The 14,480-nt window shown below is 42.2% G+C and carries 15 protein-coding genes and 1 riboswitch; all 15 genes read right to left on the bottom strand.

The features are described 5' to 3' along the window. Window positions 1-229: 229 nt before the first annotated feature. The gene (locus L3V38_RS12380; RefSeq protein ID WP_130151070.1) at window positions 230-640 is read right to left on the bottom strand and encodes a hypothetical protein; all 411 of its coding nucleotides are present in this window, start codon (window positions 638-640) and stop codon (window positions 230-232) included. Next, entirely contained in the window at window positions 630-1,985 is a 1,356-nt protein-coding gene (locus L3V38_RS12385; RefSeq protein WP_237119602.1) for a FliI/YscN family ATPase, read from the bottom strand. The genes L3V38_RS12380 and L3V38_RS12385 overlap by 11 nt, the downstream gene beginning before the upstream one ends. Next, entirely contained in the window at window positions 1,978-2,610 is a 633-nt protein-coding gene (locus tag L3V38_RS12390; protein ID WP_237119603.1) for a FliH/SctL family protein, read from the bottom strand. The genes L3V38_RS12385 and L3V38_RS12390 overlap by 8 nt, the downstream gene beginning before the upstream one ends. Before the next feature lie 5 nt (window positions 2,611-2,615). Further along, window positions 2,616-3,647: a FliG C-terminal domain-containing protein gene (locus tag L3V38_RS12395; RefSeq protein WP_237119604.1), complete on the bottom strand. Its 1,032-nt coding sequence runs from the start codon at window positions 3,645-3,647 to the stop codon at window positions 2,616-2,618. Beyond that, window positions 3,625-5,352: a flagellar basal-body MS-ring/collar protein FliF gene (fliF, locus tag L3V38_RS12400; RefSeq protein WP_130151067.1), complete on the bottom strand. Its 1,728-nt coding sequence runs from the start codon at window positions 5,350-5,352 to the stop codon at window positions 3,625-3,627. Before fliF ends, L3V38_RS12395 begins: the two co-directional genes overlap by 23 nt. Window positions 5,353-5,360: 8 nt before the next feature. Next, a complete protein-coding gene (locus L3V38_RS12405; RefSeq protein WP_237119605.1) occupies window positions 5,361-5,684 on the bottom strand; it encodes a flagellar hook-basal body complex protein FliE in 324 nt (107 codons plus the stop codon). Window positions 5,685-5,700: 16 nt separating this feature from the next. Further along, window positions 5,701-7,011, bottom strand: coding sequence for a sigma-54 dependent transcriptional regulator (locus tag L3V38_RS12410; RefSeq protein ID WP_237119606.1), 1,311 nt, complete (start codon window positions 7,009-7,011; stop codon window positions 5,701-5,703). A 15-nt stretch (window positions 7,012-7,026) separates the two neighbouring features. Next, window positions 7,027-7,911: an OmpA family protein gene (locus L3V38_RS12415; RefSeq protein WP_237119607.1), complete on the bottom strand. Its 885-nt coding sequence runs from the start codon at window positions 7,909-7,911 to the stop codon at window positions 7,027-7,029. Window positions 7,912-8,008: 97 nt separating this feature from the next. Continuing rightward, a riboswitch (cyclic di-GMP riboswitch) is annotated at window positions 8,009-8,094 on the bottom strand. A gap of 132 nt (window positions 8,095-8,226) precedes the next feature. Continuing rightward, window positions 8,227-10,305, bottom strand: coding sequence for a flagellar biosynthesis protein FlhA (flhA, locus tag L3V38_RS12420; protein WP_276319622.1), 2,079 nt, complete (start codon window positions 10,303-10,305; stop codon window positions 8,227-8,229). Window positions 10,306-10,314: 9 nt separating this feature from the next. Continuing rightward, window positions 10,315-11,445: a flagellar biosynthesis protein FlhB gene (gene flhB / locus L3V38_RS12425; protein WP_130151063.1), complete on the bottom strand. Its 1,131-nt coding sequence runs from the start codon at window positions 11,443-11,445 to the stop codon at window positions 10,315-10,317. Beyond that, the gene (gene fliR, locus L3V38_RS12430) at window positions 11,446-12,228 is read right to left on the bottom strand and encodes a flagellar biosynthetic protein FliR (RefSeq protein ID WP_130151062.1); all 783 of its coding nucleotides are present in this window, start codon (window positions 12,226-12,228) and stop codon (window positions 11,446-11,448) included. It abuts the gene before it with no gap. Next, entirely contained in the window at window positions 12,225-12,494 is a 270-nt protein-coding gene (locus L3V38_RS12435; protein WP_130151061.1) for a flagellar biosynthetic protein FliQ, read from the bottom strand. The genes fliR and L3V38_RS12435 overlap by 4 nt, the downstream gene beginning before the upstream one ends. Further along, on the bottom strand, window positions 12,491-13,243 hold the full coding sequence (fliP, locus tag L3V38_RS12440; protein ID WP_062570313.1) for a flagellar type III secretion system pore protein FliP: 753 nt from the start codon (window positions 13,241-13,243) through the stop codon (window positions 12,491-12,493). Before fliP ends, L3V38_RS12435 begins: the two co-directional genes overlap by 4 nt. A gap of 3 nt (window positions 13,244-13,246) precedes the next feature. Continuing rightward, entirely contained in the window at window positions 13,247-13,576 is a 330-nt protein-coding gene (locus L3V38_RS12445) for a FliM/FliN family flagellar motor switch protein (protein WP_130151060.1), read from the bottom strand. A 7-nt stretch (window positions 13,577-13,583) separates the two neighbouring features. Continuing rightward, on the bottom strand, window positions 13,584-14,468 hold the full coding sequence (locus L3V38_RS12450; protein WP_237119608.1) for a flagellar motor switch protein FliM: 885 nt from the start codon (window positions 14,466-14,468) through the stop codon (window positions 13,584-13,586). Window positions 14,469-14,480: the final 12 nt, after the last annotated feature.

Here is a 14,480-nt window from a genome sequence, read left to right on the forward strand (position 1 = left end):
ATAACTTTAACACAAATATCTAATAATGAAGGCGTAATACAGCTTTTCACATGCTAAATGCTTAACAAAAAGAATAAAGTATTAAAAATACCGGCCTTTTTGTTCATTAAGGCTAGGTTGTTTTTACCTTAAACAGGAGCAAAGCTTCTATAAATTAATTACTTATAGCACTATCAAAACTGAGTGCTAGGCACGTGAGAGGTTAGCCCTCTTTATAGGGCAGGTTACTTTAACTACGACGAACGGCTGCATGCGCGACTAACTCATCAAGTTGATTCTGATGCTGACGAGCCTGTTTTTGCTTGATCTGATGTGCTTTTTTAGCAATGACGCCCTCTAACCCCTTCGTGAATGAAAGTTGTTGGATACAGGCATGTTGTTGACGTGATTGATCGCCTTGTAGCTGCGTTACTCGTTCGGCCTGCTGCTGCGATAACCCATGTAGAATGTGTTTCATGCCTGCTAAATTTTGCAAACCAATTGCATTACCCATCTGGTTGTTTGTTTGCATATCGTCGATAAATTGCTTTAATTGGGCTAATCGCTGTTGTTCTAACTCGGTTTGCTGTTTTAAAACAGCCTGCTCAGAGAGCATGCTATCAAGCTTTTCTTGCTGCATATTTTTAAACTTATCTAGCATCATGTTTTCCTATTAACTGCGAAAGCTGTTGATTTGTAGTCGCAAAGTCTGCTTTTTCATTTAATGATTGGCATAAGAATGCTTCTATTTGTGGATACAAGTGTACAGCTAAATCCAATTCAGTATCTTTCCCTGCTTGGTAGGCACCAAGCGGTATTAATTCATGTACTTGTAGGTATCGACTGTAGAGCTTTTTAAGCTTATAACAAAAGGCAAGCTGCTCAGAGGAGACAATGTTAGGCATAACACGACTTATAGATGCGCCAATATTAATAGCTGGATAATGACCTTTTTCTGCAAGCGTTCGGTCCAATACAATGTGGCCATCTAAAATAGCCCGCGCATTGTCCGCAATCGGATCTTGCTGGTCGTCCCCTTCTGCTAATACCGTGTAGATAGCGGTCATTGAACCTTTACTTTTTTCACTGTTTCCAGAGCTTTCAACTAACTGAGTCAACTTACTAAATACCGATGGCGGATACCCCTTAGCGACAGGCAACTCGCCAACCGCAAGGCCTATTTCTCGCTGTGCTTGCGCATAGCGAGTTAAAGAGTCCATCAATAACAGAACATTTAAATCTTGGTCGCGATAAAAAGCAGCCAATTGATGACTTAACTCCGCCGCTTTTGCTCGCAAAAGCGGTGAATCATCAGCAGGGGAAGCAATTACGATGGCCTTTTTGAGCCCTTCTGGGCCAAGACTTTGCTCTATAAATTCTTTCACTTCCCAGCCACGCTCACCAACTAAAGACACGATTACAACGTCTGCACTGGTAAAGCGAGTCATCATGGCCAGTAGCTTACTTTTACCGACACCAGAGCCTGCAAAAAGCCCTAAACGCTGCCCTTTTCCAACGGTAAAAAGACCGTTTATTGAGCGGACTCCCACATCCAAGGGCTCGCTCACCCCTTTACGCTGCAACGGGTTCAAAGAGGGTTGTTTTTTTAGAACGCAATCAGCTCCTAAATCAACACGACTTAAGTTACCTAAATCGTCTATCGGTTGCATTTGTGCATCAATTACTCTTCCGAGTAAAGACATATCAATCTTTATCGCTTGTGTATCAGCAACAGCTCTGACTCTCGCACCAGCGTATAAACCATCTGCTTTATTTAGTAGCATCAAGAACGCTTTGGTATCATCAAAACCAATCACTTGAGCATCATTCCACGTACCATCAATGCTCTCGACTTGGTATTTTTTTGCCATTAAAAACTGCCCGCCGACAGCTGTTAATGTCATACCATTGACTCTTACAAGACGACCGTAACTTTGAATTAAAGGCGGGGCTGTCAGCTGTTTTGTCGCAGTACTAAGAACATGAGATAACACAGTATTACTCATGAATAACTTGACCGTTAAGAAGGGCTGGCGTTATATCAGTAAGTACAGCATCTAAACGCTCTGAAAGAGATAAGCTATGGCTTTGCTCACTAGAAATAAGCTTTACGCTGCCACTTGCAAGTTGAGGTTCAAAACTCACTGTTAGGGGTATTTTATCAAAGCTTGAATCGTCAAAAAGAGCCGCATCAGCGCTAGAAAAAACAATTTCGTTAACATCATCTCGCCCTGCTAATAAATTGAGGGCCTGTTCGACTAAATCAATTAAGCAATTAGGCTGCAAAGTTAACTCACAGGCAATTACCTGCTCCGCGACCTTCGCAACTAACACACTAAGATCTTTTAGTACTTCATTAGACAGCAGATTAAGTTGTTGCTTTGTTTGCTGTGTTAGCACATCGAATTGTGCCAGCATTTGCTGCTTTAATTCTAGTTCACGCTCTTGCAATAATAGTTCAGCTTGCTGCGAGACCCGCTTTTCTATATCAGCTTGTAGCGCCGCTTGACCTTGCTTTAATCCCTCATCAAAGCCTTTTTGCCAAGCAGCCTGTTCAGCTGCATCAATACGCTGCTGAACACTCTGGTGCTGCTGTTCTTTTGTTAACGTTGGAAACTGATAAGCTTGCATAGCACTTAACCCGCGGTCTCTTCTTCGTATAGCTGATAAGTGATTTCTTCTCGCTTGCTCATATCACGTACAATACTCATGATTTCACGACGTGCAGCATCCACTTTACTCACCGGCTGTGATGTTGTTGCTTCTAACTGCTGTTGATAAACTTGCGCTAAGCGTTTTGGTAATGCCCCCAAAAGGCGTGCAACAATTTTTTCATCTGCACCTTTTAATGCCATCAACCAAAGCTCGTCAGGTACATCGTTCATTAATTGAGAAAGGGTCTCATCACTTTGCAGTAATAAACTGGCAAAGTCATACATACGTTCTTGTACTGCGTCTGCCACTTGTAAATCATGCTTTTTAATAACTTCAATAATTTGGCTTTTATTGCCGTTATATCGGCTCATAATATCTGCAACTTTATCAACTCCATTTACCTGAGAGCCGACTTGCTTGCCAACAAATTCAATACAAGCTTCAATGGTTAATCGAATATCATCCATCACATGCTCACTGACTTCTCGTAAGCTGGCAATACGGTATAACAGGTCTTCGTGCTTTGCTTCAGGAAACAATGCAATGACAGCAGCGGCTTGATCGGCTGGTAAAAACGCTAAAAACAGTGCTTGCATTTGCACATGTTCATGCTCTAAGAAACGTACAATTAGCTCAGGTGGGATCCACTCTAAACGACGCAGATCATCACTCATCGCGCCACCATAAATATCATCTAACATGCCACGTGCAAGCTTACGTCCAACGGCTTTATCAAGTGCTCTTTCAAGGTACAGCCTTGATGCGCCATTAACCCCACTTTCGTTACGGTAACAATCGAAAAAACTGGTGAGCGTGTCAGCTACATCATTTTTTGTAATGTTAGAAATACTGGCCATTCGCTCTGAGATTGCCTGTACCTCACGGCGACCGAGTTTACGGATCACACTTGCTGCATTTTCTTCGCCCATACTGAGCAGTAAAATAGCAGCTCTATCGAGTGACGCACGAGCAGGTGCTGACATTGTCACATTATCTTGATTTACTTGACTCAACTTCAACTCCTTGCTCTACCCAATATTTAATCACAGAGGTTACACGCTCGGTTTCTCGGCTTGCTAATAACTGCATGTGTGCTATTTGCTCTTCAAAATCACTGCCTATCTTAGGCAATGCAATATTTTCACCTTCCTGCTCAGGCTGTTCATTTTTGCTATCTCGCTCAAGTGCGCCATCCAGAGGTGTACTTTGTCTTTCATAGGCATCGCTTTTAGCAGCAGCTAATTTTTCTTGCTCATTTTCGCTTGGTGGTGAAGCTGTTGTTTTGCCTTTAATCAAATGATTTACCAGCGGTCTTACCGCAAAGAAAATAAGCATTAAGCTAATAAAAGTACCGAAAATGTAACGAGCATACTCTCGAATTTCAGGCATTTGCCACCATTGTAATCCGTCAGACGGTACAAAAGGTTTTGCTTCAACAAATGCAAAACTGGTGATATTGAACTGATCGCCACGCTGCTCATTAAAACCGGTGGCTGTTTTAACCATTTCGCCTAAAGAATTTAGGCCTTCTTGGCTCCAACCTTCAGCTGTGGCAGCGGCTTGTTCATTAACAAGTACAGATACGCTCATTGAGCTTAAGCGTCCAACTTCAAAACGAGTATGGGTAACAGAGCGGCCATTTTCATATTCACGGCTACTTTCACTGCGTTCAGACACTCGCTCATTTTCAGCCTCTTCACCTTCTTGATCTGGCAGTGGAGGTTGATTAGCCAGTGAACCTGGAATACCACCGGCAAATTGGTCTTGTCGAGAATCTGATTTAACCAATTCTTGCTTTAACACCCCTTGTGGGTCTACCGCTTCACGTGTTTCTTCAACAACGCTAAAATCAACATCTGTTGAAACCTGAATTCGAAAATTTCCTTCACCTAAAATAGGCAGTAACATAATTTCAGCGCGTTGCTCTATGTTACGTTCAACCTTTTCGATAAAAGCGAGCTTCTTATCACTTTCTTTACCAACGGGAGTGGTATCAAATAAATCACCCGACAGTAACTTGCCGCGCTGATCGACTACTGATACATCTCGCGGGTTTAAACCAGGTACTGAGCCAATGATGAGTGAAATAATAGCTTCTACTTGTTCAGGTTTTAGTTCATGCCCTGGCGCTAAATCAACCATCACAGATGCAGCTGATTTTTGCTCTTCCCTGCCTATAAATAAGCTACGCTTTGGTATTGCTAAATGTACTCGCGCATTGCGAACACCTTGCATATTAATAATGGTGCGGGCAAGTTCTCCCTCCAAAGCATGTTGATATTGCATCGATTCCATAAACTGGCTTGTGCCCATCGATACTTTAGCACTGAGGTTATCAACGCCCTCAGGCATTGAAGCTTTAATACCACGTGCCGCTAGAGTGATCCGTGCGTCTGCTAGTTTTTCTTGAGGAACTAAAATATTGCCTGTGTCGTTATCAATGCGAAATACAATTTGTTCTTTATCCAATATTTCTAAAATATTGGCTTTATCGTAACTTTCTTGGTTCCCATAGAGCGGCACGTAGTTCTTTGCTGATGTCCACAAAATAACAACGATAGTTGCAGCTACTAACGTCGCTAACAAAGCGATTGTCGCGACATTTCTATCATGGCTTTTATTTGAAAAGTTTATTTTATTTGAGAAGTTTACGACTTTTTCACGTAGGTTTGTCTCCCCAGACATCGGCGGTACAGCTTTAGTTAATTCGCCTTTCATAACAACCTCTACAGTGACATACGCATGACATCATCAATGCCATTAAGTAGTTTATTGCGTACTTCCATTAACATTGAGAAGCTTAGGCTCGCTTTTTGACTGGCGACCATCGCCCCAACAACATCATCTGTTTGCCCCGTATCTACCGCATGCATCATTTGCGATGAGATATTTTGTTGCTCATTAACCGCGCGAACAACTGTTTTGAATTCGGTACTAATTGCTGCGTCTTGGTATTTACTTGCTGCAGGCGCAATGGTCTCTGCCGCAGCTAGTTGCTGCATACCAGTCATTTTTCCAAGCAGAAGGCGTTGACTTTCAATAGGTGACATTACTCTGTTCCTTAAATTAAGCGATTGCGTCTATATCCATGCCATACTCACGCATGGCGGCTATTTTGTATCGAAGAGCTCGGGTACTCACACCGAGTGCCTCTGCGGTTTGGGTTCTGTGTCCTTTGAAACGGCTAAGTAAATCATAAATATAATCAAATTCAGCTTGTTTCTTGCTATGTTTTAACTGTGACGCACTGGTTGTCGTTAGTGCTTTAACGTTTTCGGGTAGGTTTAGATCTGCCGCTTGAATTTCAACACCGCGAGCCATCACTAATGCCCTTTGCACTACATTTTCCAGCTCACGAACATTACCTGGCCAGTGATAGCTATGCATTAACTGCTCTGCCTGTTGACTAAAGTGAAACTTCTCATCTCCGTATTTAGCAATAAAATACTTTGCTAATGGTAAAATATCGTCACTTCGGTCACGTAATGCTGGCCACATTAACGGCAATACATCTAAGCGGTAAAATAAGTCTTCGCGAAAAAGGCCTTTCTCTACTTGCTCACGCAGCGGCTTATTGCACGCTGCAATCACACGAATGTCGAGTTTAATGCGTTGATGACTGCCTAATCGCTCAACCTCTCGCTCCTGTAGGACACGAAGTAATTTGGCTTGTAGCTCTAAAGGCAGTTCGGTTATCTCATCCAGTAAAATAGTGCCGCCATTTGCAAGCTCAAACTTACCCGCTTGCTGTGCTACCGCACCGGTAAATGCACCTTTGTTATAACCAAATAACATAGACTCCAGCATATTTTCTGGAATAGCTGCGCAGTTAACCGCAATAAATGGCTTATCTGCACGTGGAGAAGATTGATGAATGAAGTTAGCTAACTTTTCTTTACCTGTGCCCGACTCACCCATAATGAGTACGCTTGCAGATGTTTGTGCTGCACGATTGGCAAGCCTCAGCACTTGTTGTGATTTCAGTGACACAGCAATTAAATCACTCACACCATGCTTCATAGAATCAGCGTTACGGATGGTTAGTTTTAGTTGATCAGCAAAAAACGGTTTAAGTAAAAAGTCGACAGCACCATTATTAAGTGAGTGTGAAGCAAGCTCACCTTGGTTCGATTCCACAAGGGTGATAATTTGTCCACCTTGATGAGTTCTTTTAACTAGTTTTACCAAGTCAACCAAGTTCATTTGTGCTTGTTGAGCATCAATTAATACCAGTTCAGGCTGATAACTCAAACAATAACCAATAGCATCGGGGATCGAATCTGTGTACAGAAGTTGATACTGCTCATCATTGATCGCCAATTCAATTTCACGTGATGGTTGTTCTGGCGCAAGCCATAGTAGATGTTTCTGATCCATATTCCTTCTCACACCTTAGCTTTTTTGACGAAATAGACGAATTAAGACGCGTCTATTTGACGACTGACCGTTCGAATCTGAATTGCTTGCCACGGGATAGCGTCCTCCGTGAGCCCTGATTTCAATTAACTTTGCATCGATCCCATACTCGATAAGTCGGGATGCCACATCATCTGCTCTTTCTTTCGATAACAAACGATTGGCAAGCGGAGAACCTACATTGTCTGTATGCCCATCAATCATGACTTTCTTAACTTTAGGATCGAGTTGAATATAACGAACTAGTTTCTCTAAATAACTCAGGTCTGCGGCACGTTTAACAACACGCTCTCCTGAGTCAAAATTAATTTCATAATCTCTCGCTTGTCGCCAAGACAAAGGTGCTAATTTTTCACGGCATTGCTGATATTGATCAATCGCGTTATCGCTATGAGTTGTAGGAAAAGTCAGTCTGAGCTGCTCATCACCAAACCCGACGATTGTATCTAACCAGTAGCCCTGCTTAATGGCGCTTAAAATAGGTGCAACACCTTGGTTAAACGTAACCTGTTGCTGCTCAATATTGGCTGAAAAGAATTGTATTGAAGGGGCAATCGCTCGTTTATCTTGCCAATCTGCTGTACGAGCAAATACCTGTACATCCGTGATATCACGCTCAGTTAACAGCCACTTAAAATCCAGATGCTGTGGCTCTGAAGGCTCGCTGATAATCGATAATTGTGCATAACTATCTAGTTTCTGGCTAAGCTGGCAATAAAAAGCATCGCCACTGACATACCATGTTGCCTGCTCATAATTTTGGGTAATTACGCGTTCAGCTTTCACAGGCAATGCATAAGCAGTTATAATGCCTACAACAATTAAAAAAGTTGCCTTAACAAGCTGATGTGAGTTATTCATTCGTATTCCAATTATCATAAACAGCCCAATTAGAGCTTTAACGTGTATAATAAGCGGAACAAATTGCCTGAAGAGGCGAATAGACGTGCCGCTAAGTTAATGTAACCCCACTATCATGACCTTGCGGTTTTAGACTGGAAGCTTTGCGTCCTACCCTTTCGGCGTAGTTTGCCATTTAATTGTCTTAGTGTTTCCAACTAAGTAACTGTTATTATAAAACAGTTAACAAGTACCTAATTCTTAATGATTATAGATAAAAAAAACCAAAAAGCAACATTATGGGTATTTATTCATATTAAATTCATACGCCACATACTATCCTAGGGAACCGATAATACTAACCTTAATGTTATCAGGCACTTCGTTATAAGAAAGCACAGATAAACCTCCCTTCGTAAATGAACGAGCATAGCGCGCCAGTAATGGTCTTAGCTGCGGAATAACAATCAACACAGGGTTAACACCTTGAGATTTCATTTCATCTGCAATCACAGGCATGGCTCGTTGAAACTGGCCAAGTAAATTAGGGTCTACAGCAAAACTATCCAATGCTACCTTCCCTGCTTGCATTGCTTGCTCTAACGAACTCTGCATCGTTTGCTCTAGTTTTTCATCTAAGCTATAAGCAGCTAATTCGTCACGACTTCCCATCACTTGTTTTACTAACACACGTTTTAGTGCACAGCGTACATCGGCAGCAAGTAGAATCGGGTCTTTTGTGACTTCAATACTGTCAACTAAAGTACCTGCAATAGTCACGATATCACCAATCGCAACATGCTCCTTAAGTAGCATTCTCATCACTTTTAGTTGCAGGTTAATTGGTAAAGACTTTTCAAGCGCATCAGCCAAACTAGGTGATACAGCCTTTAATCTTTCGTGTAAGTTTTGAATATCCTCATAACTGAACAACTCATCTAAATGCTCTTTTATCACTTTGCCCATATGCGTTGCGATCACAGTGGCTAAGTCGACAACTGAATAACCCATATTCAGTGCCTTGGCTTTATTTTGCTCATCAACCCACACAGCTTCCAAGCCATAAGCCGGATCTGTCGTTAGTTCACCATCTAACTGGCCGTAAGTATCGCCGGTGTTTAAAGCTAGTAGCTGCTTGGCATTCAGTTGAGCAGACGCAACGGCCACTCCCGCTAGTTTGATTTTATATTCTTGAGGATTAAGATTTAGATTATCTTTAACTCTGATTTCAGGTAACAAGAAACCAAGTTGTTCAGATAAGCTCTTACGCATACCACGTATTGTTTTTGCTAGTTCCTCGCCTTTTTCCTTATCGGCCAAATAAACTAAACGAAAACCAAGCTCAACGCTTAAAGTATCGACATGCGGAATATCTTGCCAGCTCAGAGCTGCTTGTTCTTGGGCAATTGTATCTGTAATGCTTTGCGCTTCTTCTAACTGCCCTTGTGGTGTCTTTTTGTAAAGTCGCCAAGCAACATACAAAAGAGGCAATGCAAAGCCAATAAACGCAAGGCTTGGCATACCTGGCACAATACCTAACACCAACATGACTAAGGCGGCGGTTAGAATAACTCTTGGTGAGGCAAGTAACTGGCTTCCCACCGCTTCACTCATGTCACCTTCATCGTTCATTCTGGTAACAATAATTGCTGCAGCAACAGCCAGCAGTAATGAAGGGACTTGCGCAACTAAGCCGTCACCAATTGTTAAAAGAGCGAAACGTTGAAATGCTTCAGCCATGCTTAAGTCATGCTGAAATACCCCGATACTGACACCACCCAGTAAGTTGATTACTAAGATGATCAGACCGGCTATTGCATCACCGCGTACAAACTTAGAAGCACCATCCATTGAACCATAGAAATCAGCTTCTTGTGCCACGGTGGCACGTCGTTCTTTAGCTTGTTCTGGGCCAATTAATCCCGCATTTAAGTCAGCATCAATTGCCATTTGCTTGCCTGGCATTGCATCAAGAGTAAAACGTGCTGCAACTTCAGAGATACGCTCGCCACCTTTGGTGATTACGACAAAGTTAATCACCATCAGGATAATGAATACGACGATACCGACAACATAGTTGCCACCAATCACCACTTCACCAAATGCTTGAATGACTCGCCCTGCCACATCAGAGCCTTCATGACCATGTAGCAAAACAACCCTCGTCGATGCGATATTTAGGGTAAGGCGCATTAAGGTTGCAACCAACAGAATGGTTGGGAAAACAGAAAAATCGAGCGGCTTTGAACTTGAAACAGCAACCAATAACACGATCACAGAAAGTACAATATTGAAGGTGAATAAGGTATCCAGTAGCCATGCGGGTAATGGCAAAATAACCATAGATAAAACAGCTAACAGCAATACCGGTATAGCGGTGTAAGGTCGGGTTAAACTACGCCAATTCAAAGTCATTCTCCACCATTATGGTTTTTGTAAATTTTTGGGAATTTCAAGTTCAGGCAATGGCGCTGGCGCTTGACCTCGCCCTTGCTTGTAAGCCTTTAGCTGCATTACATAAGTAAGTACATAAGCAACCGCTTTATAAAGTCCATTAGGTACTTCTTGGTCGATGCGTGTCGAAAAGTAGATAGCCCGCGCTAAAGCAGGTAACTCAATGACTTCTTTATTGTGCTGACGCCCTAATGTTCTGATCCTAAGTGCCATTTCATCCATACCTTTAGCGACAACATAAGGGGCTTTGGCTTTTTCTTCGTTATAGCGAATCGCAACCGCATAGTGTGTTGGATTTGTAACAATTACATCTGCTGTGGGGACCCGCTCTTCGATACGCCTATTTGCTTGCTGATATTGAATTTGCTTAATTTTGCTTTTGATCTCGGGGTTACCATCGGATGATTTGCGCTCTTCCTTGACTTCTTGATGGGTCATTTTTATTTTATCTAGAATTTGTTTTTGCTGAATAGGCACATCAATCACAGCCACAAATAACAGCAAAGTTACAGTGATCATCATAGCTAAAAATAGCAAGCTAATACCTTGATTAAGAGCCACCAGCAAATCTTGATTTTGTAAGGCTACCAACTGTTGCCATAGCTGAGTCAAAAAGCTGAATAAGCAAATAGCTAACAAGGCAATTTTAATCATCGACTTTAACAGCTCAGTCAAAACTTGCTTACCAAACATTCTTCCTAAACCCGAGAGAGGATTTAGCTTACTTAACTTAGGTGCAAGTAATTTTTTTGAGAAAATAAACCCACCAGGTAACACACCCGTGATCCACATAGCACAGAACGCGAGCAATAAAAAAGGCACTAAAGTTGCCAGCATATCGAGTATTGCTTGAGCAATGGCATTTGGCATGAGTTTCGTATTATCGATAATACTATGATCCAGTTGCATACTTGTGCGCATCAAGCCAATAAATAGGTCATAAAATAAATTAGCGAAAAACAATAGCCCTGCCACACTCACCATTAATAAAATAGCCGTATTAAGTTCTTTAGAACGCGCTACTTGCCCATCTTCACGTGCTTTTTTGAGGCGCTTTTCACTGGGCTGTTCTGTTTTTTCTTGTGCGCTGTTATCTGACATTTACCCTCCCATCGCCGTTTTAAATACGGTTAAAACATGGTAGGTCAGGTTAGCAAATGCATTGCCTGTGTAACTAAGCGTCATAAATACACAAAAGAAACCCATTATTAAGGCCATCGGAAAGCCTAAAACAAAGATATTCAAAGAAGGAGCTGCGCGACTTGCTACACCAAACGTTAGATTGACTAACATCATGGCAATCACGCCAGGTAGTGCAAGCAGTAAAGTAGAAGCTAATAACCAAGCAAATAAATTAACGACAGCCATAATGTCTAAGTTATAAATACTGCTGCCAATAGGCCAAACAGTAAAACTCTCGACCATGACGTGCAAAGTAATTAAATGACCGTCAGCGGCAAAAAACAAAAGCGCTGCCATTATCCAGAACAACTGCCCTAACAATGCAACTTGGTTACCACTGCCTGGGTCCATTACCAAAGCCATCGATAAACCCATTTGCATCGACAACACAAGACCAACCAGAGACATCACTTCAAACAACAACCGCAAGGCAAGCCCCATTAAGACACCAAAAATGATCTGCTCAACAGTCAGCACGACAGCATCTAACGAAAAAATATCAACGGCTGGCGCGAGTGGTAATTGCCCTGCCACTAAAAAGGCCAACATCATAGCCACAGCGATTCGCGCGCGTGGAGTCACTGCAGGGTTTTCAAATACTGGCATTGCCCACAGCAAAGCCGAAAACCGAACAAATGGCCACCACATGGTACCCATCCAGCTAACAATGTCGTTACTGGTTAAAGCAATTAAGGAGTTCAACCAAAAACCCCTGGGATCATAAACTTAAGATCTTCAAACCACGTCAATAAGGTGCGTACTAACCAATGCCCTGCAAACACCACCATTAACAGTGTTAGCAACATACGAGGTAGAAAGGTTAACGTTTGTTCTTGAATAGAGGTGGCGCCTTGTATAACTGCCACCACAATACCCAAGATAAGCCCTGGTACTATCAGTACCAAAATCATCTCTATAATGGTATAGACTGCATCGGCAATCAGTTGCGTGGCCATCTCAGGACTCATATTGGCCCTCCGAATGTCGCAGCCAGCGTTCCTGCCACCATTGACCAACCATCAGCGAGTACGAACACCATCAGCTTAAATGGTAAGCTGATAATCAAAGGGGATAGCATCATCATACCCATCGACATCAATACGCTGGCAACCACTAAATCAATAATCAAAAAGGGAATAAATAGCATAAAACCGATTTGAAAAGCGGTTGTCAGCTCACTAAGCACAAAAGCAGGCATAAGCACTTCAAATGGAATTTCATCCGCTTTTAAGTTGGTGGGCTCATTAGCAATTAAAAGCACTTGATGTAGCTCGCTTTCACGTGTTTGCTTAAGCATAAATGCACGTAGAGGCTGTTCAGCTCGAGCAAGTGCTTGCTCTAATCCCATCTCTTCTGCCTGAAAAGGCTTATACGCATTTTGATATATATCTTGCCAAACCGGACGCATAATAAGCATGGTAAGCATCAATGCAATACCAATTAAGACACGATTTGGAGGGCTTTGCTGTAGACCCATTGCTTGGCGCAAAATCGCGAGCACAACAATGATCCGAGTAAATGAGGTCAGTACCATTAACAACGCCGGTATTAAACTCAACACTGTCATCATTAACAAAATTTGCAGCTTGACGTTATAGTCTTGCCCTTGCTCTGTGTCTTGCAACGAGAACAATGTTAATTCTTGCGCGTTTAACCAAGTTGGTAAAAGAAGGATAAGTAAACCAAACCCGACGTTGAATGCACTGCGTAAATTCATTACTTAACTATCCGCCTTTTCTTGCTCATCTTGGCTGATAAACTTAATGCCATATTGGCCATCAACCAGTACAACTTCAGCTTTCGCAAAGTACACACCGTTCACTTTCACATCCATCGGCTCACCTGCGGCTTTGTCTAAGCGTAAAACATCACCGTGTTTGGCTTGTGATAACTCACCTAACGTTAATTCTGTGCTCGCGACTTCTAGCGTAATAGTTAACGGCACATCAGCAAATACAGACATATCATTCTCATTGCTTGGCTCAGCGGTTAAGTCGTCTAAGCCATCAAGATCTAAACCTGCTAATGCATCATCAAGGTTGTCAGTCATAATTCATTTACTCTTTATTTGTGTTATCTGTAATTTGGAAAGTCAAACTGGCATCTTGTTGTACAATTTGACCTGTAAAGAAGGTTTTATTACCTAACTTGAAAGAAGCAGGCTCACTAAGTTGAATAGGCAATACCTCACCATTTAATGCCGCTTTTAACTGCCTTAACGTGACTTTTTTGCGCGCCATTTCAACATGTCCTTTCACTAAAAATTGGCTGCTTTTTTCCATACTTAATAAGTGTGTTTGTTGTTCGTCATGCTCGCCCTGCGGTTGACTAAAGAAAGCCACTGGTAACCAAATGAACCAGCTGATCACATCGTTATCAAGAATCAACCGTACTTTAAATGCAAGGTAATTGACCGCGCTCGGTAAGTTGTTAGTGCTACATGGTTCAGCGAGTAAGCATGCCCGCTCTTTAAACATAAGCTCTTGAATACCTTGCACTTGTTTTTGTAACAACCGTGCACAAATGCGGCTTTCTGTGCGCGTTAACTCTGCTGGCGGCTCTTCTGCTATAGCCTTATTAGCTTGACTTAAATCACCACCGAGGCATAAATCAGCCATTCTGTGAGCACTTGTGTAATCCAATGCGATATAAGCATCAGCGTCTATTGGCTCAAAAACAGCACTTTTAAAGAAAACGCGTTTCGCTTCAGCCAGCCAGCTTTGCAAGGTGCTGTGTGAACATAAGTTAATATCAACGGCAAACTGACTATCATTAAATAGCTGTCCTAACTCAAATTCGATGGCTTTATGCAAACTAAATTCACCCGCTCGCTGATGGGCAATTTCGTATTGACGTTGTTGCTGCGTGATCGCATACGGCCTAAACTCTTTACCTTGTTCAGCCTTGAAGAGCTTTATTTTTGGCTTAACAAATTGCTTCATAAAATTTTCCAA

The sequence above is a fragment of the Pseudoalteromonas sp. L1 genome, from assembly GCF_021728095.1.
Lineage (GTDB): Bacteria > Pseudomonadota > Gammaproteobacteria > Enterobacterales > Alteromonadaceae > Pseudoalteromonas.